The organism is Marisediminicola sp. UYEF4 (genome assembly GCF_040546025.1).
Classification (GTDB): domain Bacteria; phylum Actinomycetota; class Actinomycetes; order Actinomycetales; family Microbacteriaceae; genus Marisediminicola.
The window spans coordinates 34,751-57,223 of sequence record NZ_JBEPNA010000018.1 but is presented as its reverse complement, the minus strand read 5'-3'; the positions used below and the strand labels follow the sequence as shown (position 1 = coordinate 57,223).

The 22,473-nt window shown below is 68.5% G+C and carries 12 protein-coding genes; all 12 read right to left on the bottom strand.

The features are described from left to right. Positions 1–90 precede the first annotated feature (90 nt). Complete coding sequence (locus ABIB15_RS13430) at positions 91–1,461, bottom strand: transaminase (RefSeq protein ID WP_354479578.1); 1,371 nt, start codon at positions 1,459–1,461, stop codon at positions 91–93. After that, complete coding sequence (locus ABIB15_RS13425) at positions 1,461–2,240, bottom strand: ABC transporter permease (RefSeq protein ID WP_354479592.1); 780 nt, start codon at positions 2,238–2,240, stop codon at positions 1,461–1,463. The genes ABIB15_RS13430 and ABIB15_RS13425 overlap by 1 nt, the downstream gene beginning before the upstream one ends. An 89-nt stretch (positions 2,241–2,329) precedes the next feature. Then, entirely contained in the window at positions 2,330–3,241 is a 912-nt protein-coding gene (locus tag ABIB15_RS13420) for an ABC transporter permease (protein WP_354479575.1), read from the bottom strand. 2 nt (positions 3,242–3,243) lie between these two features. Then, positions 3,244–4,443 carry an ABC transporter ATP-binding protein gene (locus tag ABIB15_RS13415; protein ID WP_354479572.1) on the bottom strand — a complete coding sequence of 400 codons (1,200 nt, stop codon included), beginning with the start codon at positions 4,441–4,443 and terminating at the stop codon, positions 3,244–3,246. Further along, a complete protein-coding gene (locus tag ABIB15_RS13410) occupies positions 4,443–5,651 on the bottom strand; it encodes an ABC transporter substrate-binding protein (protein ID WP_354479570.1) in 1,209 nt (402 codons plus the stop codon). The genes ABIB15_RS13415 and ABIB15_RS13410 overlap by 1 nt, the downstream gene beginning before the upstream one ends. Before the next feature lie 690 nt (positions 5,652–6,341). Beyond that, positions 6,342–9,329, bottom strand: a complete 2,988-nt coding sequence (locus ABIB15_RS13405) for an FtsK/SpoIIIE domain-containing protein (protein WP_354479568.1) — start codon at positions 9,327–9,329, stop codon at positions 6,342–6,344. Between the two features lie 107 nt (positions 9,330–9,436). Next, positions 9,437–10,231, bottom strand: a complete 795-nt coding sequence (locus ABIB15_RS13400; protein WP_354479589.1) for a double zinc ribbon domain-containing protein — start codon at positions 10,229–10,231, stop codon at positions 9,437–9,439. An 11-nt stretch (positions 10,232–10,242) separates the two neighbouring features. Next, the gene (locus ABIB15_RS13395) at positions 10,243–12,543 is read right to left on the bottom strand and encodes a transglutaminase-like domain-containing protein (RefSeq protein WP_354479566.1); all 2,301 of its coding nucleotides are present in this window, start codon (positions 12,541–12,543) and stop codon (positions 10,243–10,245) included. After that, positions 12,540–13,979: a DUF58 domain-containing protein gene (locus ABIB15_RS13390; protein ID WP_354479563.1), complete on the bottom strand. Its 1,440-nt coding sequence runs from the start codon at positions 13,977–13,979 to the stop codon at positions 12,540–12,542. The genes ABIB15_RS13395 and ABIB15_RS13390 overlap by 4 nt, the downstream gene beginning before the upstream one ends. Beyond that, the gene (locus ABIB15_RS13385; protein WP_354479560.1) at positions 13,976–14,947 is read right to left on the bottom strand and encodes an AAA family ATPase; all 972 of its coding nucleotides are present in this window, start codon (positions 14,945–14,947) and stop codon (positions 13,976–13,978) included. The genes ABIB15_RS13390 and ABIB15_RS13385 overlap by 4 nt, the downstream gene beginning before the upstream one ends. 79 nt (positions 14,948–15,026) lie before the next feature. Continuing rightward, entirely contained in the window at positions 15,027–20,924 is a 5,898-nt protein-coding gene (locus tag ABIB15_RS13380; RefSeq protein WP_354479558.1) for an Ig-like domain-containing protein, read from the bottom strand. A 9-nt stretch (positions 20,925–20,933) separates the two neighbouring features. Continuing rightward, positions 20,934–22,370, bottom strand: a complete 1,437-nt coding sequence (locus ABIB15_RS13375; RefSeq protein WP_354479557.1) for a serine/threonine-protein kinase — start codon at positions 22,368–22,370, stop codon at positions 20,934–20,936. Between the last annotated feature and the right edge of the window lie 103 nt (positions 22,371–22,473).

Genomic DNA, 22,473 nt, shown 5'->3' with positions numbered 1-22,473 from the left:
TGTGGATAGGCCAACCTCCGCAGGCTGGTAACCCACGTCTACTCGAACGGGGGCCCCAGCCTCAAGAGGTAAGCGCCGTACTCATATCGTCTAGGCGTAGAGGCTCTCGACGGCCTCGCGGAACGCGACGGTGTGCCGCTCGACATCGGCCGCCGATGTCACCGGGCTCATGAGCGCCATGTTGTGGAACGGCGTGATGAGAATGCCGCGGTTGAGGGCGTGCAGGTGCAGGTACTGCTGCAGCTCGAAGTCGTCCGCCTCGGCGGCCTCGCTGCCGGCCGTCGGCGCGGTGGCACGGAAGCTGTATTCGGCACGGGCGCCGAGCTGGGTCACCTGCCAGGGCACGTCGAATTCGTCCAGCGCCGCCTGCACGCCGGCGGTCCACTGGGTGCAGCGCTCAATCATTCCCACGAACGCGTCCGCGGTGAGCACCTCGCCGAGGGTGGCGCGGATCGCCGCGAGCGAGACGGCATTGCCGGCAAGGGTGCCGCCGACTCCCCCGACGTCGATGTCCTCCAGATCAAGGCTCGCCCGAACTGCGGCAGCGAACTCGCTCGTCATCCCGTAGGCGCCCGCCGGGATACCCCCGCCGATACTCTTGCCGATGACGACGGCATCCGGCTCGAGGGCATCTGCTCGGATCATGCCGCCGGGCCCGGCGCTGAAGGTGTGTGTCTCGTCGATGATGAGGATGACGCCGAACCGGGTGCACAGCTTGCGCACCGCGGCGTGGTAGCCGGGATCGGGCAGCACGATGCCGATGTTGGTGAGCGCCGGCTCGATGAGGAACGCGGCGATATCGCCCGCGGCGAAGGCCGCTTCGAGGGCCGGGATGTCGTTGAACGGAACTACGGCCGTGGTCTCGTCGAGCGCGACCGGCGGTCCGATGTTGCCGCGCCGGGAGACGACGGCGCCGTTCTCGTCGAGGGTCGCGTAGGCCTCGTCGACCGTGCCGTGGTAGCAGTAGTCGTGCACGGCGATGCGGCGGCGGCCGGTGACCTGGCGGGCGTACCGGATGAGGCTGCGGTTGGCGTCGGTCGCTGACAGTGAGAACTGCCAGCTGGGCACGCCGAAGCGTTCCGCGAGCATCGACGCTGCGGCGGCGGCATCCGCGGTCGGAAGCATGAAGGTCGAGCCCCGGCTCAGCTGGTGGGTGATCGCCGCGACGGATGCTGGGGGCGCGTGGCCGCACATCGCGCCGGTGTCGCCGAGGCAGAGGTCGACATGGTCGAGGCCGTCGACGCAGCGGAAGTGCGCTCCCTGCGCGACGTCGACGTAGACCGGCCACGGTCCCGGCCACTTCGCCATCCACAGCATCGGCACGCCGTCGGCCATGTGCTCCTTCGCCTGCTGGAACAGGCGCTCAGACTGCGGCCGTGCGGCGCGGAACCGCTCGACCTCCACCTCCCAGAGTTCGGCAAGGAGCTCGCGGTGCGGGTAAGGAGAGTTCGCCTCAGCCATCAGGATTTCGCTGCCAGTCGGCGCGCGCGCAGCGTCGACGTCACCTGGGTGGTGATGACGAGGGTGATGGCCAGGACGAAGACGGCCGAGGCGATGACGTTCGCTTCGGCGGGGATGCCGCGGGATGCGGCGACGTAGACGAACTTCGGGAAGGTCGTCGCGGCCCCGGAGTTGAAATTCGTGATGATGAAGTCGTCGAAACTCAAGGCGAACGAGAGGAGCGCTGCGGCGACGATACCGGGCAGGAGCAGTGGGAACGTGATGCGCCAGAAGACCTGCGCCGGTGATCCGTACAGGTCGCGGCCGGCCTCCTCGAGCGCCGGGTCGATGCTCGACACCCTCGCCTTGACCGTGACGACGACGAAGCTGATGCAGAACATCGTGTGCGCGATGATGATCGTGCCGAGGCCCTTTTGGACCCCCGCGCCGAGGAACTGCGCCGCGAGGCCGGCACCGAGCACGACCTCCGGGGTCGCCATCGGCAGGAACAGCAGCAGGCTGATGCTCGACCGGAACCGGAACCGGTAGCGCACGAGCGCGATCGCGATCATCGTGCCCAGCGTCGTCGCCGCGACGGTCGCGACGAACGCGATGAGGATGCTGTTGCCGAACGCCTCGCAGACGTCCTGCGCGTTGCAGACGCCGGTCCAATTGTCGAAGGTGAAACCGCGCCACGAGATGTTCGACTTGACCGAATCGTTGAACGAGAACACGAACGTGTAGGCGATCGGGATGAGCAGGAACAGCAGAGCGAGCGTCGTGTACAGCGGCAGCAGCAACTTGCCGAGACCAAAGCTCGGGCGTTGCCGCCGGTTCCTGGTGTCTGGGGCGGTGACCGCCTCGGCCAGCACCGCACCTTCCTGGAGTGTCACAGCAGGTCCTCCGTTCCGCTTCGCTTCACGTACACGGTCACCAGCACGAGGATCACGGCCATCAGAATGATGGACAGCGATGCCGCGGCCGGATAGTTCAGCGATATCAGGAAGTTGCTCTCAATGACGTTTCCGATCATGGTCGTTCCAGTGCCGCCAAGGAACTCCCGACTCGCGTTGACGTAGTCACCTGCCGCCGGGATGAACGTCAGCAGCACTCCCGAGACGATTCCGGGCATCGACAGCGGAATCGTCACCGTGCGGAACGTCGTGAACGGCGTCGAGTACAGATCGCTGCCGGCCTCGAGGTACCGGGTGTCGAGCCGTTCGAGGGACGCGTAGAGCGGCAGGGTCATGAACGGGATGAAGTTGTAGGTGAGCCCGAACACGACCGCGAACGGGGTTCCGGTCAGGTATGCGTCGGGGGCGAGCAGCGATAGCGCCTTGAGCCCGGCGACGACCGGCGACTCGTCGGAGAGGATCTGCTTCCAGGCGAGGGTGCGCAGCAGGAAGCTGATGAAGAACGGGGCGATGACCATCACGAGGATGAGTTTCTGCAGCAGCGGATAGGGCCTGGCCCGAACCCCGATGAAGTAGGCCAGCGGATAGCTGAACAGCAGCGCGAAGATCGTCGCGAGCACCGCATAGACGAACGAGCGAAGGATCTGGCCGCTGTACTGCCCGATAGCCGTCGTGTAATTCTCCCAGCGGAAGGCGTTGTTGTACTCTCCGATGTCGCCAAACTCCGCCGGCGCCTGCAGCGAGGTGATCACGAGCGAGAAGAGCGGCACGAGGAAGAACAGCATCAGGTACGCGATACCGGGGAGCAGGAGCAACAGGGCGACCTTGCTCGCGCGACGCGGAGCCTGTTCGGTGGCTGTCGCCGTGGCGAATGCGGAGAATGCCACGGCTAGTCCTCCCCGAGCTCCGACATGAGTGCGTGTCTCTTCTGCAGGGCGAGGGTCGCCGTGTCAGTGTCAGCCGGGAACCGGGGGCCCGACTCGACCTCGTCGTCCAGGCCGAATCCGTGCTCGACATGCCAGGACACCCACACCTCGGCGCCCTCTCCGACGATGGGACCGGTGCCCATGTTCTGGGCGAACAGCACAATCGTGCCGACCAGGGGGATCTGGATGAGGTACTGCGTGCTGACCCCGCTGAAGGAGACGTCGATGACGCGTCCCGGGCCGAGAATGTTGTTGGCCGCCGACTCCGTCGGGGCCTCGCGCGAGAGGATGAGTTTCTCCGGACGGACGCCGACGGTGACATGTCCACTCGTGCGGTGCGCCCTCGCCTTCGGCACGAGGATCCGGTTGCCCTCAATGTCGACCGAGATGCTGTCGGGGTTCTCCGCTACCACCTGGCCGCTGAACAGGTTGGACTGGCCGAGGAAGTTGGCCACGAACACCGTGCGCGGGAGTTCGTAGAGAACGGCCGGGGCACCGAGCTGCTCGATCCGCCCCTTGTTCATGACGGCGACGGTGTCGGCCATTGTCATGGCCTCCTCCTGATCGTGCGTGACGTGCAGGAAGGTGAGTCCGACCTCCTCCTGCACGCTCTTGAGTTCGAGCTGCATCTGGCGGCGCAGCTTGAGGTCGAGGGCGCCAAGCGGCTCGTCGAGCAGCAGCAGCGCCGGCCGGTTGACGATCGCGCGGGCCAGGGCGACCCGCTGCTGCTGGCCGCCGGACAGCTGGGACGGCTTGCGGGCGGCAAGGTGGTCGAGTTCGACCAGCCGCAGCGCCTCGTGCGCCTTCCCCGTCGCGTCGTCGATCTTGCGCCGCCGCAGCCCGAACGCCACATTGTCGATGATCGACATGTGCGGGAAGAGGGCGTAGCTCTGGAAGACCGTGTTCACCGGGCGCTGGTACGCCTTCGTCGACGTGACATCCTTGCCGCCGATCAGGATGCGTCCCGCTGTCACCTCCTCGAGGCCCGCGACGAGCCGAAGCGTTGTCGTCTTGCCGCAACCGGATGGTCCGAGCAGCGCGAAGAACGAGCCCGCCGGGATCGTGAGATCGAGCTCCTCGATCGCGGTGAAGCCGGGGAACCGTTTCTGGATCCCGACGAGTTCGAGGTCGGCGCCGGCCTCAGCGAACCCTCCCGCTGCCATCAGGACCCCAGGACCACAGCCTGGAAGGCCGAGCCGTAGGTGGACTCCTCGGCTCCGGACAGGGTACGGAAGATGAAGGCGTTCGACAGCGTGTCCTCGTTCGGGAAGATCATCTGGTTCTCGGCGAGCTCGGGGTCGATTGCCATGGCGGCCTCCTGAGCGCCGACGACCGGCGTGATGTAGTTCACCCAGGCGGCGACCTCGGCCGCGACCTCGGGCTCATAGTAGTAATTCATGAGCGCCTCGGCGTTCGCCTTTCGCTGGGATCCGATCGGCACGACGAAGTTGTCGTTCCACAGCGTCGCTCCGGCGGATGGGATCGCGAACTCCCACTTGTCTCCGGCTTCCGCGTTGATGACGGTGATGTCGCCTGACCAGCAGATAGCCGCGAGGGTGTCTTCGTTCTTGAGGTCCTCGAGGTACGAGTTGCCCTTGATATTGCGGATCTGGCCGTCGTTGACCTGCTTTTCGAAGATCTCCATCGCCGCGTTGAACTCGTCGTCGGACCAGTCGCCGCTGATGTCCACCCCGTTGTCGAGCATGATGAGGCCGATCGTGTCGCGCATCTCTGAGAGCACCCCGACGCGGCCCTTGAGCTCGGACTTCCAGAGGTCGGAGACCGACTCGAGTCCGCCCGGCACCTTCTCCTTGTTCCAGCAGATCCCGGCGAATCCACCCTGCCACGGCAGAGACAAGGTGCGTCCCGGGTCGAAGTCAGGGTTCTGAAGAGAGGGTGTGAGGTTCTTCGCGTTGGGCAGGTTTGCCTGGTCGAACTCCTGCACGTAGCCGAAGCGAATGAGGCGCCCGACCATCCAGTCGGTGAGGCAGGCGAGGTCGGCGCCGATGTCCTGGCCGAGGGCCAGCTGGTCCTTGACCTTGCCGTAGTAGCTGTTGTTGTCGTCGACTGCGACGGAGTAGTTGACCTTGATGCCCGTCTCCTCCTCGAAAGCGACGAGGGTCGGGTAATTACCGTCGTCGTCTTCGTCGATGTAGGCGGCCCAGTTGTCCCAGTTGAGTGTCTTGTCGTTCGCCGAGTTGTCCTCGGCGGGCGTTGGCGCTGCGCCATCGTCCGTCGCGCAGGCCGCGAGCGTGAGTGCGGCGGCACCGAGGCCGGCACCGCTCATCAGGGTGCGGCGCGACAACTGCGACCGCCGCGCCTGAGCGATCAGCTGCTGGATCATTGGGTCTCTGGGAAGCGGTCTGGTCATGTCGGCGTACTCCTCTAACCACGGCGGGACAGGTGCGGATCATCCTCGATCCGCGTTGATCGATACTTGCACAGAGGCGGCGCGGATTGCACTCTTCGGAGAGGAAAACGCCCATATCGAAACATAGATTTCACGAAATCAGCGCCTTTATGCCTGATTCAGTGCGGATTCCCTCGGTTCGCTCAGTTCGGGTCGACGACGGACGCAACCGCGTCACGATCTCGCTCCCCGCGCCCGGCGGGACCTGCTCACCCCACGCAGGACCGCCGAGATGTCGCGCGAACTGCCCACTTATGTCGCCTGATACGCCCCCGACCCGCCACAAGTGGGCGACTCGCGGGAGATGGCGGCGTGCTCGAATACGGGGCCAGCGCACGTGGACACTACGCAGGAGTTTCTCGCCACACGGCGTGATTCCGGGTGTCGGAGCTCGGCGTGGCGCACCATCTCCTGCGCTCGGTGCGGACCGATCCCCGCCGCGGAGTCAGATTGCCATACCAGTCTGCGCTGAGGGCCGCGGGAAGCATCCGGCCCGCCCCACGTATCCGACCCTGCCGACTGACCGCACACGGCAGATCGCTCCCCCGCTCGGCATCGGGCAGGATGCACGCCAACTGCCCACTTATGTCGCCTGTTACGCCCCGGACCCGACACGAGTGGGCGACTCGCGGAAGCCGGCGGCGTGCTCGGCTAGCGGACCTGCCCAGGCAGCGTGGCCCGCTCGAGAGTGTCGCCGGTGGTCAGCAGCCACAACGAACGGGACGCAGGAGCCAGCGGTGGCGGAAGGCGCCGCGAGCCGGTGACGGCACGGAAGTCCCCCACGGTGCAGCCGTCGAAGGCGAAAGGGATGCGGCCCCGCACTGCCACTAGGGTCGCCCACGCGCCCTGCCACGCCTGGGGGTCTCCGAGCAGGATCGTGTGAACCGCGGCATGCGTGACTTGAGCGGCGTCCGCCGTCCCGACATCGACGAGGCGGATGCCGCGCCCGCCCGCCACCCGCGTGGCGAGGTCACGGGGCGACGCGCTCACGACGGCAGTCGTCGCACCGGGCCGCAAATCGAGAACCTGCGGCACCGGGGCGGGCTGCGGCGGCCGGGGCGGCAGGTGGCCGACCTGCATCCGATTCGACTGCCACACGCCACCGCCGGGCGGGAGCCGCTCGTCGTACTGTTCGCCGAGGCCACCGGCAAGCAGGTGGTCCTGCCGGCTCGGCAGGCGCAGCAGAAGTCGCGAACCACACAATGCCGTGACCGTGTGCAGAGCGGCGGGCAACCGCTGCGTCGCAACGACGACGGTCATGCGGTGGCGGGGACCGTCCCGGAGCAGCCGAGCGAGCATGTCGACGAAGTCGAGCCGATGCTCTTGGCTGAATCTCGCGAACAGCGAATCGATGTCGTCGAGCAGGACAACCCGGGGCGTCAGCGCGCCGCTCGCGAGCGAGGCGCAGAGGGCCGCGAGCTCATCCCACGCTCCTTCGATGTCCCCGGGAATCAGCTGGGTTGCACGGCGGGGACCGCCAGCGACGATCGCGTCGAGCACCATTGACTTGCCTGTGCCCTGCGCGCCGCAGACGAGCAGGTTGCCGTGGACGAGGGGCCGATAGATCGCGAGTTGCCGCCGCTGCTCCCGCGGCAGATCGATGAGCCCGAACACGAATCGGTCGGCGTCCGCCCCGCCGTCGGGATCGAGCCCGCCGCCTGGATCGACCCCTCCGTCGGGACTGACCGCGCCGGCCAGCTCCGCGTGCGGCACAATCAACGGAAGCGGGTCGCACCAGGGTCGCCGCACTCGCCCGTGCCCCGGCCACAGCCCGCTGACCCTGGCAGCGTCGGTGGCATCCGAGATGGCAACCTGCACCGCGCGCGGCTTTTCGCCGGCGACGGATGCGAGCGCTCGACCGAGTGGCCGCAGCGGGAGGTCGGCGGCCGCACCGCTGCCGATGACCGCCGAGCTGTCGGCACGGTTGTTGAGCCGCAACGCGATGCGGAGGGTGCAGTTCGCGAGAATCGAATCACGCAACGCCTCTGCCGGACGCTGCGTGCACAGTACAAGGTGGATGCCGAGGGACCGCCCCCGCGAGGCGAGATCGGCGAAGAGGCGGTGCAGTTCGGGGAACTCCGATGCGAGGGCGGCGAATTCGTCGACGACGATGACAAGCCGGGGCAGCCCCGGCGGTTCGACCTCCTCGATCGACCGCGCTCCCGCGCTGGTGAGGGTGCGCTCGCGGAACAGGAGTTCGGCGCGGAGACTCTCGAGCGCGCGGTGGGCGGCACCGGCGTCGAGGTCGGTGATGACCCCGACGCTGTGCGGAAGCGAACTGATCGCGTTGAATGATGCCCCTCCCTTGAAGTCGACGAGGAGGAAGGTGACCGTTGACGGCGGGTGGGCGGCCGCCATCGACAGCACCCAGGAGATCAGCAGCTCGCTCTTGCCACTCCCGGTCGTTCCGCCGATGACCGCGTGCGGGCCGTCGGCGACGAGGTCGAGTAGCCAGGGGTCGGCGCCCGCACGCCCGACGGCGCAGCGCAGCCCCGCGCCCCGGGCATCGGGAAGTTCCAGCCCGGCCAGGAGCACCCGCTCCGGCAGCTCGCCCTCGACGAGCCCCTCCGATTCCGAGCGGCGGCGCAGCACGCGCGCAAAGGACGCGGCCTCGCGCTCCGACGCGAAGTCGACTCGCAGCTCCCCCTCGTCGCCCCGTCGCCCGCGAAGTCGAGCGGATGCTGTGCCGCCGGTGCCCACGGTGACGATCACGCCGCACTGCCGAGGCAGGTCACCGGCCCGGTCCGCGACGCCGACGGTGATTACGGGGGGCGGGCCGGCACGCGTGCCATCCGCTGGCTCCGCCGCGCGCAGCACGAACTCGAACGCCTGCGCGTGAGGGAACGTGCCCGCACCCGGCTCGAGCCGGTGCGGAAGGGCCCTGGCCCAGCCGCACTCCGAGCCGCCCGCGCGAATGGTGGTCGTCCCGGGACTGAGTGTGCCGGCCAACTGCACGATCACGGCGCGCGCCACCGCCATGGCCGCCGCACGCGGCCCGCACACCCCGATCCCGAGCCGGGCATCAACGACGACGGGTGCGTCCTCGAGAACGGCGGCAGCCGCCCGTGCGTCGCCGAGGGACGCGGCGACCCGGGAATCGGGCACGCGCCCCGCTGGGGACTCTTCCTCGAGGGCGAGAGTGCTCCGCACCGTTCCGCGCCCGAGGGTGATCGGGAGGGCAAGCCCCGCCAGCCCGACCCGGCCCGCGTCCCCCGCCCGGCCAGCCCACCCGTCGCCGGCGGCACCTCCCTCGGCCTCTGTGCTCTCCCGAAGAAGGGTGTGAACGCTGGGATAGCACGCGTCCAGTTCCGCTCGCTCTGCCTCGTGGCCGGCGACAATTGCGCGGAAGGTCTGCGCGAGTTCCGCGTCGAACCGGCGTTGTTCGGCACGGCGCCGCCGGCGCCGCTGCACTCTCGAATCGGCGAGGCTCGCGATGGCGACCATCGGGCCGAGCAGCGCGAAGATGAGCGCGAAGGGCGACTGGGTGACCGTCCAGATCAGACCGGAGACGGCGACGGGCGCAAGGGTTGCGATCAGGGGAAACGAATACGGCGGACGCTCGGCGGGCACGGCAGGGAGCGAGGGCGGCGGTTGTTCCGCGCGGGCCGGATGCCGGGGAAGCGGAAGCAAGGAGTCCACCAGCGAAGCACACCACGTTCCGCGCCCGCGTGAGGATGCGGCGACGCACCCGTACCGAAGCGGGATCCCGAAGGAGCAGGGAAGGAGGGGACTGTTGGAGGCTACACCTAGCTCACGACGAAGAACTGCTCGCCGATCACGACTCGCGCGCCGCGCTCGACGATCTGTCGCTTACCGGGCTCGCACCTTATCCCCGGGCGATCAGGCGCCCGCAGGATCGTGCCGTTGCCGGAATACCTGTCGGAGACCCAGAACTCGCCGGCCTGCTGCCCGAATTCGAGATGGGTCTTCGACACAGAACGGGTGGAGTCGAGCACCCGCACCAGATGGTCGAAATACTCCCCCGGCTCGGAGACCGGGTTCCGGCCGACGAGTCCGGTACCGCTCACCGTGACGCTCTCGCCCGTGCTGAACTGCAGCACGAAACGCTCGCCCTTCGCCCCCGCGGCGACGAGTCCGGTCGATTCGGCAGCCCGGGTGTCCCCGGCGGCGGGCGGCGGCGGCGCGAGCCGCGCCCGAGAATCGTTTGACGCGCCCGGCGCGCGAACCCGCGGTGCGGCAGCCCCATCGGCGGGGCGCTCCGTCGAAGTCGGACGGATCGATTCGATGATGGCGGTGTCGCGTGCGCTCGTGAAGGCCGCGCTCACGGTGGGCGACACGCGACCGCACCCACCACAGAATATGTCGGAGAACGACATCGCCGCACCGCACTCGTCGCAGGCGCTGTTGTCGGTGACGCCGGCCGGTTCATCCCTGCCGGTCGTCTGACGGATCGCCTGTGGCGGCTCGATGAACGGACGGATCTGGGCGGGTGCGAGTACCGGCGGCGCGACGGCCTGACCGCAAGCGCCGCAGAACAGCGCCTCTGCGGGCAGCGATTGGGAACAGCTCGGGCATTTCATCACGACACACCCTACGTCGTCTTCTTGCCGCCGAGCGATCGAAGCGAGATGCGCGCCCGCAGCCGTTGGCGTCTCGTGAGCCCCCTGTCGAGGGAGTGGCGGAGCTCCTCGACTGACCGCCACAGCTGCTTGGCCTCGCTCGCGCTCGGGTCGTTCGGGCCGAACACCGCCCGGTCAGCCGCTGCCGCGAGCAGGAGCGGCTGGACGCCGCCGACGGTCTCGGCATATTCGGCGCGGGTGGCCCCGCCCGGGGGCGCATAGCCGTGGTCGACCACCGCGTCGGCGAACTCATGCCAGCCTCCGCTGATCCGTTCGAGCGGTGAGACCGCGGTGCGACGCAGGTGCCGCCGTCGGAGCTTCGCCCCGATGATGGCGAGGAACGGCGAGAGCAGGAGGGCGATCCCGAGCAGCGTCCACGCGGAGACCTGCAGCGCCAGAAGCACGAGGGCGAGCAGCGGGTCGTCCGTGTCGGCCTCGTCTTGCGCGGTCTCCGGGGCGAGCTGGTCCTCTGGCACGTCTCGATCGAGGACCGGCGGCTGCACCGGCGATTGCGGGCGGGCAACCTGGGTCGGTTCCTCCGGCGCCCGCTCGGGGATATCGCGCTCGGGCGGAGTCGGGTCGATCGTGACCCAGCCGTATTGAACGGTATCGACCTCGATCCACGCCGAGATGTCGGTGCCGGTGATGACGGTCGTGCCGTCCGGTACGGCATCCGTTGGGGCAAACCCGACGACGACCCGGGCGGGGAAGCCGATCTCGCGCGCCATGAGCGCAGCAGCTACCGCATACTGCTCCTCGTCGCCGATCATCTGCTGATCGGAGAACAGCTCGGCGATGCGGTCGGCGGAATGACCCGACCTGCTCGTCGGCTCGTCGTCGGCGACGCCGTGGCTGATGTATCCCTCGGCCCGCAGCCCGGTCATCGCCGCGGACAGGCGTGCGCCAAGCCCCTGGATCTGGCCCGAGTAGCGGTCGAGCGCGACGGAGAGGTCCTCCGGAAGCACCGGGAGTGCCGGCAGCTGTGAGGCACCGGGGGTGACCCGCGCGAGCGCCTCCGGAGCGGGCTCGAACGGCAGCACTGAGGACAACCGGTAGCCGTCGCCCGCGCTGAGCTCCCCGAGCACCGCTGCGCTCCCCGAGTTGTCGTTGAAGTAGAACGACCCGCGCAGCCCGGAGGCACCCTGCCCGGTGAAGCGGATGCTCTCGAGCGCGCCGACCGTCGGCAGCCACACGCCCGAGTAGCCGCCGACGCTGACCTCGACAGCGACCCGGTCGCCGTCGAGGCTCGACCTGTCGAAGCGCGAGGGCACCAGGGTGAATGATCCGGAGTCGCTGTTACGCCCTTCCGCTCCGACCGAGTAGACGACACCGTCGTAGGTGTCGAGGGTGGCGATGCGGATGCGGGCTCCCTCGGGCAGCCCGTTGACGGTGAGCATCGTCGCGTCGGCGTTGGTCTCCTGGTGGTAGCGCCGGAATCCCGACAGTGGGCTCGGATAGTCGCGAGGATCGAACGGTTGCACAATCGTGGACCGCAGAACTTCGCGGTCGCCGGCCGGCGGTACGAGTGCCGTTGCGGCGACCGCGCCGCCTGCCGCGACCGCGATGATGAGCCCGGCGGCAAGAACCGTGCGCGCGCCGACGAAGATCATGTCATCGGGGACGCGGGTGCTCGTTCCCTTGGCATCGCCGACTGAGCGGCCGTTGCGCGCCGACGTGCGGCGACGGTACCAGCGGAAGAAGATGAGCCAGAAAAGCATGGTGGCGGTGAGGGCGAGCGCCGATGCCACGGGAAAGAATGCGGTGGTCGAGCCGAAAATGATGCCGGCAATGAACAGGGTGGCCGGCGCGATCACGGCGAGCTCGGCGACGCGCGTTCGAAGCGCGACCGAGAGTCCGACCAACACGCTTGCGAGGACGAGCACGAAGGCAGGAACGAGGAGGGATTCGTAGCTGCCCACCGGCAGGGTGATGGTGAGCAGTTGCTTCCAGCCGGCGATCGTGCCGTATCCGAGGTCGGCGAGCCCGGGGAGGGTGGGCAGCACCCCGTAGCGGGCCTCGCCCGGCACCGCGAGAGGAACCCCGAGAACGACGTAGGCGAGCACCCCGGACAGGGCGACGAGGTGCGCCGGAAACCGGAACACAGCCCCCGTGATGGCCAGCGCCGAAGCGACGACGGTCGTCACGCCGAGCATCAGCAGGAACGCCGCGCTCTCGTAGACGGGCCAGAGGGCCGTCGCGGCGATCGCGGTGGCAAGCCACATCATCGCGGTGGTCGCGACGGTGGATCTGAGGGTCGGGCGTCGCCGTCTCATACCGACGACGATCTGGCGAGGGAGCGGCCGAGGTCGTCGAGGTAACCGATCGTGAGCACGCTGAGCCCGGCGAACCGGCGCAATCCCGGCACCGCATCCGGGTCGCAGACGACGGCAACGACCTCGACCCCCGCCGCAAAGAGTACGGATGCCGCGCGCAGCTGGGTCGGCGTCGTGAGCGACCCGCACACGAGGAACGCGACGGAGATGCCAGCGAACTTCTCCGAGGTCACCCGTGCGACATCGACGATCGACAGGGACGATTCCGCGCGATCGACGCCTGCGAGATCGTCGAGGAGCCGGGTGCGGCTGAGCGAGCCGAGCTGGCGGATTCCGAGCACCTTGCGCTTGGCAAACTCGGGCGTCGCCTCGCCCACGACGACCGACACCTCCCGCGCATCCCTGATCGCCCGAAGACCCAGAGACCCCGCCGCGCTGACCGCCATTTCGAACTCCGCGGCGCTGGCGAAGTCCGACTCGGCGAGGCTGAGGGCGACCACGAGGCGGCTGCGCCGGGTCTCCTCGAACTGGCGCACCATGTACGTTCCGGTTTTCGCCGTGCTCTTCCAGTGGATATAGCGGCGCTCGTCGCCGGCGACGTATTCGCGGAGCGCATGGAACGAGACGTCGCTGTTGGTGAGGTCCCGGGTCGGCTGTCCCTCCAGGTCGCGGATGAGGCCGGTACTCGTGCTCGGCACGTCGATCGTCTTCGGATGCACGAAAAGTTGCCTCGTTCCCGTCCACACCAGCTCTCTGCGCACCATTCCTACAGGATCGGCGCGCACGCCGCGGACGGGTCCGATGTCGAGGACTCCACGGCGCGAGGTGGGAACGGAGAATTCATGCCGAGACTGTTCGCCCGCCGCGAGGCTCGGAGCTGCGAGGTCGATGAGCGCCCTGCCCACCGGCACTTCGACGCGCGTGCCCAATACCCGATGCCGCGTGGGGTTGCGCAAGGAGACCACACCGGTACCGGGCTGGCCGACGACGAGGTGGCGATGCGGAATCACCAGTTCGACGTCGAAGGTGACCCGCCCGACGAGGTACAGAACCGCTATGGCGAGCAGGATGACTCCCGCGTACCCGACCGCGACGAGTTCGAGCCAGCCGAAGCGGTAGCCGAACAGGAGAGACAGTGGCACGACGATCGCGGTGGACCAGCCGAGCGGTGTGACGACGGCCCCAATGCGGGTGCCGACCCGGCGGAGGAGCGCGAGGACGGCTCGGCCAGCTCGGACGAGCGCGACGATGACGTCGGCGAGGAGTCCCGTTCGGTCCCCGACAATTCGCGTTCGCGCATTCGTGAGGCCGGCCACGGAGGCCACGGTCGTGTAGTACTCGCGACCGTTGGCCGTGCGGGAGTCGGTCCTGGTCGAGGCGGGAAGCGACGGCGCCCGCTTCGCCCCGCTCCTGGTGTCCTCCTGCTTGAGTGTCACACCGCTTGCCTGTCGCTCGGTGGCGGCGTCTCGATGAGAAGCTGGCCGATGATGCTCAGCGCGGTGACGCCGTCGAACTCGGCCTCGGCATCGAGGATGAGCCGATGGGCGAGGACGGGCTCGGCGAGAAGCTTGACGTCGTCCGGGATCACATAGTGCCGGCCTGAGGCGGCCGCGAGAGTCTTGGAGGCGCGCACGAGGGCGAGGGCGCCGCGTACCGAGACGCCGAGGCGCACCTCGACCGCACTGCGGCTCGCGTCGACGAGCCGGGAGATGTAGTCGTTGATCGACGGGTCGACGTGCACCGTGCGGGCCAGGGTCGCCATTTCGACGATCGTACTCGCGGAGACGACCGCCGGAACTGTCGCCTCGTGCGCCTTGGTGCCGGCGCCCTCGAGGATGCGGATCGTGGAGGAGTGGTCCGGGTAGCCGATCGATGCCTTCATGATGAACCGGTCGAGCTGCGCTTCGGGCAGTCGGTAGGTACCAGCCTGCTCGATCGGGTTCTGTGTCGCGATGACCATGAACGGCGATCCGACGCCGTGGGTGGTGCCGTCGACGGTGACGTGCCCCTCCTCCATGACCTCGAGGAGCGCGGACTGGGTCTTCGGGCTCGCACGGTTGATCTCGTCGGCGAGAACGATGTTCGCGAAGATCGGCCCGCGGTGAAAGTCGAATCGTCCGCTGCGCTGGTCGTAGATGCTCACGCCCGTGATGTCGCCAGGCAGCAGGTCCGGGGTGAACTGGATTCGGCTGCTCACTCCGGCAACGCTCTGCGCGATCGCGCGTGCCAAAGAGGTCTTGCCGGTTCCCGGGAAGTCCTCGAGAAGCAGGTGACCCTCCGACAGCAACGCCGCGAATGACAGCCGCACCACGAATGTCTTGCCGAGGATCACCTGTTCGACGTTGCCGACGAGCCGGTTGAACGTGGCAGAGAACCAGCCGGCCTGCTCTGGTGTCATGGTCATGTCGTGGCCCCTTGGGTTGCGGTGTGTTCGAATTTCGGATGCTGGGTGCTTCGCGCCCGGGTGGTGCCGGGCGGCTCGATCAGGGCCTGGGCGAGCACGTGGCCTGCACGTACCCATCATCGGTGTAGGTCGAGCCGTCGGCGAACGACACGACGACCTTGAGCCGCACACCGGTTTCGCCGGAGCCCACGGCCGAGGGGTCGGGAGCCACAGCATCCTGCGCGAACTCCGACCAGATCTCGAACGGCGGCCCGCCGTCGTTATAGGAGTAGAGGTAGCCGTAGGTCGGCGCGCCCTGGTTGGCGGGCGGGTTCGACGTGGGCGTCGACCCGGCCTCGCACGACACGATCGAGCCGCGGACGTTCACCGGCGTCAGTGTCTGCGCGGTCGACGCCGCCCCACAGAAGAACTCCGAGGAGTCCCGGCAAGCCCGGTAGATGACCGACTGGGGCGCGCCGTAGACGGCGAGATTCGCCGCAGAGGTGAGCCAGTCGCCCTCCCCGACGTTGAACCACGTTCCGGAGCCGTTCAGCTGCGCCTGGAACCGGCTGACGATGCCGGAGGAAACCGAGAGGGATCCGACCCGCAGATCGAATTTGCCATCGCGCTGCTCGACCGCGGTCGACGCGAGGGTTGCCCCGGGGGGCGCCTTGCTCTGCACTGCGCCGGATGCCGACGAGGTGCAGAACAGCCCGTTGTCGGCGTACACGACGTAGCGGTAGTCGGTGCCGTCGGTGGCGCCGCCGTCGATCCACCCGGAGGCGGCGGGGGCCTGCGCACCCGATGAGACGCCGGGGTTGGGGCCGCCCGCCCCGCACGACGACGGGATGCCCTCGTCGGCACGGAACCGGCCGACCGAGTACACGACCCCGGGCGCGCCGTTCGGATTGCTTGCGCCCCAGGTGACCCGGATCTGCCCGGCGGACCCGTTCACGACGTCGGCGGCCACGCTGACCTGGCCCGGCGCGCCGATGACGGTGACGGCGGCGGAGGAGGTTCTGCGCCAGTCGGCGTCGCTCAGCACTGCCGCCGCGTTGCGCGCGTACACGGTGACCGAGTATTGCGAGCCCGGCACGAGGGCGCCCGACGCGGTGGTGGTGAGTGACGCCGACTCGGGGCCCGTCGTCGTCTGGAAGTCGACTCCGGGGCCGGAGACCCGCACGACATACCCCGAGACCGGCGTGCCGAGCACGGGGTCGGCCACGGGCGACCATGCCACATCGAGCGCGGGCCGGGCGTCAGCGGCCGTCGCGCTGGCCGTGACCGACCGTGGTGCCGCCGGGAGGTAGTCGGCCGTCAACGGGACGCTCTCCGGGCTCGCCTCCGACGCGCCGATGGAGTTCGTGGCGATGATCGAGAACCGGTAGCGGAGCCCCGCCTCGAGGTCGGCCAGTTCGCAGCGCAGCGCGGTGCCGCAGTCCTTGCGGTAGTTTCCGTTGCTCGTGCTCACCACCTCGTACTTGACGATGGGCGAGTTGTTCGAGGGCGGTGCAGTGAGGCGCAGGGTGAGGAGACCCTCCTCGTAGCCGCCGTCGGCCCGGGCGGGGGCGATGGGCGTGTCTGGCCGGTCCTGCACCGAGATGGCGATCGATCCGAACGCGTACCGGCTGGGATCGCGGGTCGCGTCGGCGACCTGGTACTGCAGGTTGGTGTTGATGGCAGCGGCTGTGGGCGAGACCGTCACCGACAGTCTCGTCCTCGTGGCATTGGGGGTGACGGTGATGCCCTCCGGGACCGCCGATCCGTCGAGTCCGGTGATCGCGACGACGGTAAGTTCCCCTCCGGGGAACGGGTTGGTCGCCTCGTCGTTCGCAAGCACGTCGACGCTCGTCGTCGCGCCGCGGGGGGCGATGATCGAGTCGGCGGCCGGTTTCGCGAGTGGCCTGGTGGACGCGACGACCGCAAGCTGGATGCGTCCGGATTGCCCCGCCGCGAGATCGTCGCGCACTCCGATCGTCAGCCCGGTGGAGGTTCCCTTCCTGGTGCCCTCGTTCGCACGGATGATCAGGTTCGTGCCGCGGATCTCGTAGTCGAACCCTGCCGGAGGGGTCGGTCCCGCGCTGTAGGCGAGCTCGTCGATGTCGTCCGGATAGGGGTAGGTCGTCAGTCGGAGCAGGTCGAGCGTCTTCTCCTCCCCCGGCTCGAAGTCGATTGTGCCGCCGGTGAACACCGGGGGCTGGTTCTCGCGCGGCGTGACCCTGATCGGCAGGACGAGCGTCGCCCGGCGACCGGTCGGGTCGTCGATGCTCGTCCCGTCGGTGACCTCGAACGAGATCGAGGCGGGACCGAAGTAGCCGTCGGCCGAGGTGAAGGAGAGGGTGTCCTCATCGACCACCAGGCTGTCGCCGTTCGCATTGGTCGCCTGCACCGTTGTCGAGTCGACGAGGCGCACGTTCCGGCCGGCAACCGCGAGAACGTAGTCGTTGAGGTCGAACTCGATTCGCGACTCGCTGGCGACGGTCAGCGTGAGCGCCGTACGGTCGAGCTGCGGGAGGGCGTCGTCGAAGCCGGGAACCCACACGAACGCGTAAGCGACGATCGTCGGGTCGTCGGGGTTGGCGACGGAGAACGGGACGATCTGCCGCCTGTCGGTGATGGTGATGTCGAGACGTTTGCCCCGCACCACCGTCGCGGTGTCGCCGTAGCCGGGGAGCAGCGACAGCTCGAGCGACGACACATCACCGTCGGCGAAGAACACGTTCCGCAGCACGTCGACGTTGACCGTGTCGCGATCCACGATGTCGGAGAGGGTCAGCACGGTGTCCCTCGCGACCGGGTATGCCGGCGGGGCATCCGGATCGACGACCACAGTGATGAAGTTGGAGCTCGTGCCGCCGTAGGCGTTCTCGATCGTGTAGACGAGACCGTATCGTCCCGGGTCGGTCGGCGGGGTCACCGTGACGATGTCGCCGACGATCTCGAAGCCGATCTCCGGGCTGTTCGGCTCGACGCTGACTATGCTCAGCGGGCTGCCGTCCGGGTCGGAGTCGTTGGCGAGCACCTGCACCGACACGGTCTTGCCTGGCCGGATGAGCACCTCGTCCTCGACCGCGATCGGATTTCCGGCGTCGCCGGAACGCGCGCTGATGCCGACGCGCACCGATCCGATGGCCCGCTTGCCGAGGGAGTCGATCACCCGGTAGGTGAAGGTGTCGGTGCCGGCGGAGTACTCGCCGGCGAGGTAGTCGATGTAGTCGCTGCCGACATCGGTGACGGCGCCCTTCTGCGGGCTCGAGTCCTGCCCCAGCAGCTGTACGGAGTCGCCGTCGGGGTCGATGCCGGTTAGCGGGATCTTGATTCGCACGGTTTCGCCGGCAAGCACGCGAGCGGTCACCGGGGCTGGTACCGGCGCCGAGTTCGTCGCAGCGACCGATTCCCGCACCGCAATGCGCACCTCGGCCTGGTCGACCTGCCCGTCGGGGCCCGCCACCTCGTAGACGGCGGTGAAGTTGCCGCTGCGCTCGGGCGCCAGGTAGCGCAGCACGTCGCCGGAGGCGAACAGCAGTCCTGATGCGCTCCGCAGGCCCGAGGGAAGCTTCGGGTTGAGCGTGAGCTGCTCGCCGTCCGGATGCGCGTCATTGTCGAGCACGGGGATGTCGACCGAGTCACCCATCCGCACTGTGACCGTGTCGTCGGCGGCGACAGGAGGCTGGAGAGTTGTCGGTCGGGGGATCTCGACGACGGTGATCACGCCGTCGGCACTCGCGAGTCCGTTCGTGACGCGGTAGTCGAAGGCAACGGTGCCCGCGAGCGGGGCGGTCAGGGTCACCCGGACGTAGCGCTGCTCAAGCACGTCGGCGCTCACACCGGACCCGTCTGGCACGTTCGAGACCCCGGTGACGAGCAGCACCCCTCCGGCGGGATCGATGTCGGTCGAGGCAACGTCAACGGTCTCGCTGCTCAGCGTCTTCACGAACACGGTCTTCAGGATCGTGATCGGCGTGCTGTTCGCGTCCGGCCTCGCCTGCACGTCGATCCGGACCGTTCCCGTGACGGTCTGGTCGCCGTCGTTGACCACGTATTCGAGGATGTGGCTACGCACCTGGTCGCTTGTGAAGCGAAAGGTACCCGCCTCGAGGCTCGCCTCGATCGTCACTCCCGGCCGCGGCGCGACACTGCTCAGCCGCAGCTCGCCCGTCCCGCCGCGCACGTGCTCGAGCGGCCTGACTGTCGTCTCTTGACCGGCGTAACTGAGCACGACGAACGGGTCGGCGATGATCGGCACCTCGCCGGCCGGGCGCACCGAAACGGTGAGGCTGCCCGCCCCCACCGCCTGGCCGTCGGAGACGGCCAGCGAGACGGCGCGAAGCTGGCTTGACTCGCCGCCCTCCTGGAAGTCGACCGTGCCGCTGGGCTTGTAGGTCACGACGTCGGGTGGCGCTGACGTCGCCGCGGTGAGGTAGAAGGCGTCGCTGTCGGGGTCGATCCAGTCGCCGAGCACCGAGGTGGTGACGCGGTTTCCCTCGGCCACAATCGCGCGGGTCGGGCGCATCTGCACGGGCGCCGAATTCTCCCCCGGTGACCTGACGGTGACCGTCACGGTCGCCGCCGCCGTTCCGCCGCGGCCGTCGGAGATCGTGTACCCGAAGGTCACCGTGCCCGTCACATCATCCAAGAGGGTGAGCTGGATGCGCTGGCGGCTGTCGATGACATCGATCCGACCGATGCTCTCCTCGATCTCGTCGACCGTCTCGACAACGAGCACGTCGCCATTCGGGTCGTAGTCGTTGAGCAGCACCGGGAGCACGTTTGCGCGCCCGGCGCGGGCACCGAATTCGTCCTCGATCGCGATCGGCGGCAGCTGGTTGGCCTCGTATTCGGGAGGCACGTCGTCGTTGTTCTCCTCGACCTCCTGCCTCTCCTCGTCCTCGAGAATGAGCTCGTCCCAGTTGTCGATGAGCTCGCCGCGCTGCTGCACCGCCCAGCTGCTGCCGCTGCGGGGATCGTTGAGCACGACCCTGTCGCCGTTCACCGCGAAATCGAGACGCGCCGCGCTCCGGCCGACGGATTCCAGTGAGAGCTCGGTGGGTGCCGTGTCGCCGGCGCAGTCCCGCCACGCGACACCCGAGGTCCAGGCGGCGAACACACAATCGCCGAGCACGAGCGGCGCAGCGGGGGCACCTCCCCCGGTGTCGGCGACCAGCGTGGGAGCCCCATCGGTGAGCGGCACAGAGAGGAGCCCGCCCGGGAAGCCGATGAGCGCGCTGTCGCCGGTGTCGCTCGGGGACTGCAATACGGCGTTCCGCGCGCCGGCGAGAAGCCCGGAGAGGTCCAGCATCCGCCCCTCGATCGAGATCCGACTCGAGTTCGCGTCGAATAGAACCCAGCGTCCGGCGACGGAACTGATGCTGATCTCGCTGCCGGGCTCGGCGAAGTCAGTGGGGAACGCCTCTTCGACGGAGTCGCCCGAGGCGGAGTTCACGCGGTACACCTCGCCGGCGTCCGGCGAGTAGAGAAGGAGTGTGCCGTCGGGGCTGACGCTCACCGCCGAGTCGCTGCCGAGGCTCAGTGTCGGCTCGGCCTCGGCGTCGAAGTCGCGCAGTTCGCCGACCGGGACTAACCACACGGCACCGGTGCGGGTCGCGTGGATGACTACCGTCTCGCCCGCGAGGTACAGCTCGGGCGCCTCCGGCGGGAGGGGAACGCTGTCGCTCACCTCGGCGATCGCAGCGTCGACGATGTCGACCTTGCTGTTCGCCCGGTCGAACAGCAGCACCGTGCGTCCGGCCTGGATGACGTCCAGTTCCGATCCGCTCCCCTCAACGACGGTGTCGAGCGCGAGGATCTCGGTGTTCGCGCGGCCGATCACCTGCTCGGCCGAGTTGGCGACCCACACCGACCCGTCGCCCAGGTCGATCCGCTGGGCTTCATAGCCGCCGGACACCACGGCAAGGCCCGCGACCACGGCAGCGATCAGGGAGGTGCTCGTCGCGGTCACGAAGAGAGATCGGTGGCTCGCGAGCCAGCGTCTAAACACGCTGCAACCTCACGATTCGAAGACCACGCACTTCTCGATGCTCGCCGCGCCGGTCTTCCCGTCGCGATTGACGGTGACCGTGATGCAGACCCGGTCACCGTCGGATGCCGTAATCGCGAACTGCCGCCGCGTCTGGATGATCGGCTGCCGGTCCGTCGCGGAGATCTGGTACGAGTCGGAGGGCAGCAGCCCGGGGTCGGGCCAGGAGAACTCGACCGAGCCGTTCGCAACCTGCGCGTCGATGTCGACCACGACGGGGATAGCTCCCGCGTTCGCCCGCACGAGGCTGGTCGTGACAACTGCGCCGACTCCGATGACGAGCACGGCCGCGGCGACGAGGGAGATCGCGACCCAACGGAACGCGCGCGTCGTGGCGGGTGGGGTCGTGCCTGTACTGCGGGCGACCTGTGACGACGAGGACCTCAGAAGGGTGCCGACGGCGGCGTATTCCGAGTCAGGCTCCGCTGCGGACGAGCGGCGACGACGACGACGCGCGGCGGTCGACGACGGTGCTCCGGCGACCCCGCGGATGCGCGTGCGCTCCTCGAGATCCGACATCGACGACAGCGCCCAGTCGTCCACTGCGACCTCGATCGGCGTCTGGAGCACCCCGAGTTCTGTCTCAACGGCCTGGATCTCGCGGACGAGCTCCAGGATGCTGCGCTGGCGGGCCTCCGGGCGGCGGGACATGCCGCGCTGCAGCGCACGCTCGAGGCTCGCCGGCACATCCGGCCGCCCGATCGGCTGCACCGTGGCCCGGTTGATACGCGCCATGAGATCGGTGGATCGGTTCGAATCCCCGGGTACCTCGAATGGCGAGCGGCCGGCGAGCAGCGTGTACACGGTCGCCGCGAAGGACCACACCTCCGACTCGATCGTGCCCGGCGTCTCGTCATCGAGCACCTCCGGCGCCGACCAGGGGATCGACATGCCGACCGCCTCCTGGTTTTCGGCCTCGCCGAGCGTCGACGCGATGCCGAAGTCGGACAGCACGGGATGCCCGTAGGCAGTGAGGAGGATGTTCGACGGCTTGATGTCGCGGTGCAGCACCCCGGCGCGGTGCGCGGTCTCGATCGCGCTGCCGATCTTGACGGCGATGCGCAGGATCTCGGGCACGGGGATCCGCTCGCGGCGGTAGCGGTCGCTCAGTCCGGAGGAGCAGAACTCCATCACCAGGTAGGGGCGGCCGTCGGAGGAGACGCTCGCCTGGTACACGGTGAGAATCGAGGGGTGTGCGCTCAGCTGGGCCATGAGGTTCGCCTCGGCCTGGAACATCTGCCTGACCTGCTCGTTGACGACCTCGCTCAGCATGACCTTCACGGCCACCTGCCGCCTGGGCATGTTCTGCTCGTAGAGGAAGACGTCGGCGAAGCCACCGGAACCGAGAACGTGCACGTGGGTGAAGCCGGGGAGCACCGGAGGCGGCGACGGGAGGCGTCTGGCCATGATGCCTCCTCGTGTGCTCAGAATCGGTTAGGTGGCCACGTCGCCGTGCGCTACTCAGAGATGCGATTCTACCAGCGGGTCCCGGCTTATCCGCGGAGGCCGG

What these genes read in the sequence shown, in the direction of transcription:
- ABIB15_RS13415 (WP_354479572.1), bottom strand. Translation starts at nt 4,443, where the DNA reads ATGGCAGCGGGAGGGTTCGCTGAGGCCGGCGCCGACCTCGAACTCGTC.
- ABIB15_RS13410 (WP_354479570.1), bottom strand. Translation starts at nt 5,651, where the DNA reads ATGACCAGACCGCTTCCCAGAGACCCAATGATCCAGCAGCTGATCGCT.
- ABIB15_RS13430 (WP_354479578.1), bottom strand. Translation starts at nt 1,461, where the DNA reads ATGGCTGAGGCGAACTCTCCTTACCCGCACCGCGAGCTCCTTGCCGAA.
- ABIB15_RS13395 (WP_354479566.1), bottom strand. Translation starts at nt 12,543, where the DNA reads ATGAGACGGCGACGCCCGACCCTCAGATCCACCGTCGCGACCACCGCG.
- ABIB15_RS13400 (WP_354479589.1), bottom strand. Translation starts at nt 10,231, where the DNA reads ATGAAATGCCCGAGCTGTTCCCAATCGCTGCCCGCAGAGGCGCTGTTC.
- ABIB15_RS13385 (WP_354479560.1), bottom strand. Translation starts at nt 14,947, where the DNA reads ATGACCATGACACCAGAGCAGGCCGGCTGGTTCTCTGCCACGTTCAAC.
- ABIB15_RS13375 (WP_354479557.1), bottom strand. Translation starts at nt 22,370, where the DNA reads ATGGCCAGACGCCTCCCGTCGCCGCCTCCGGTGCTCCCCGGCTTCACC.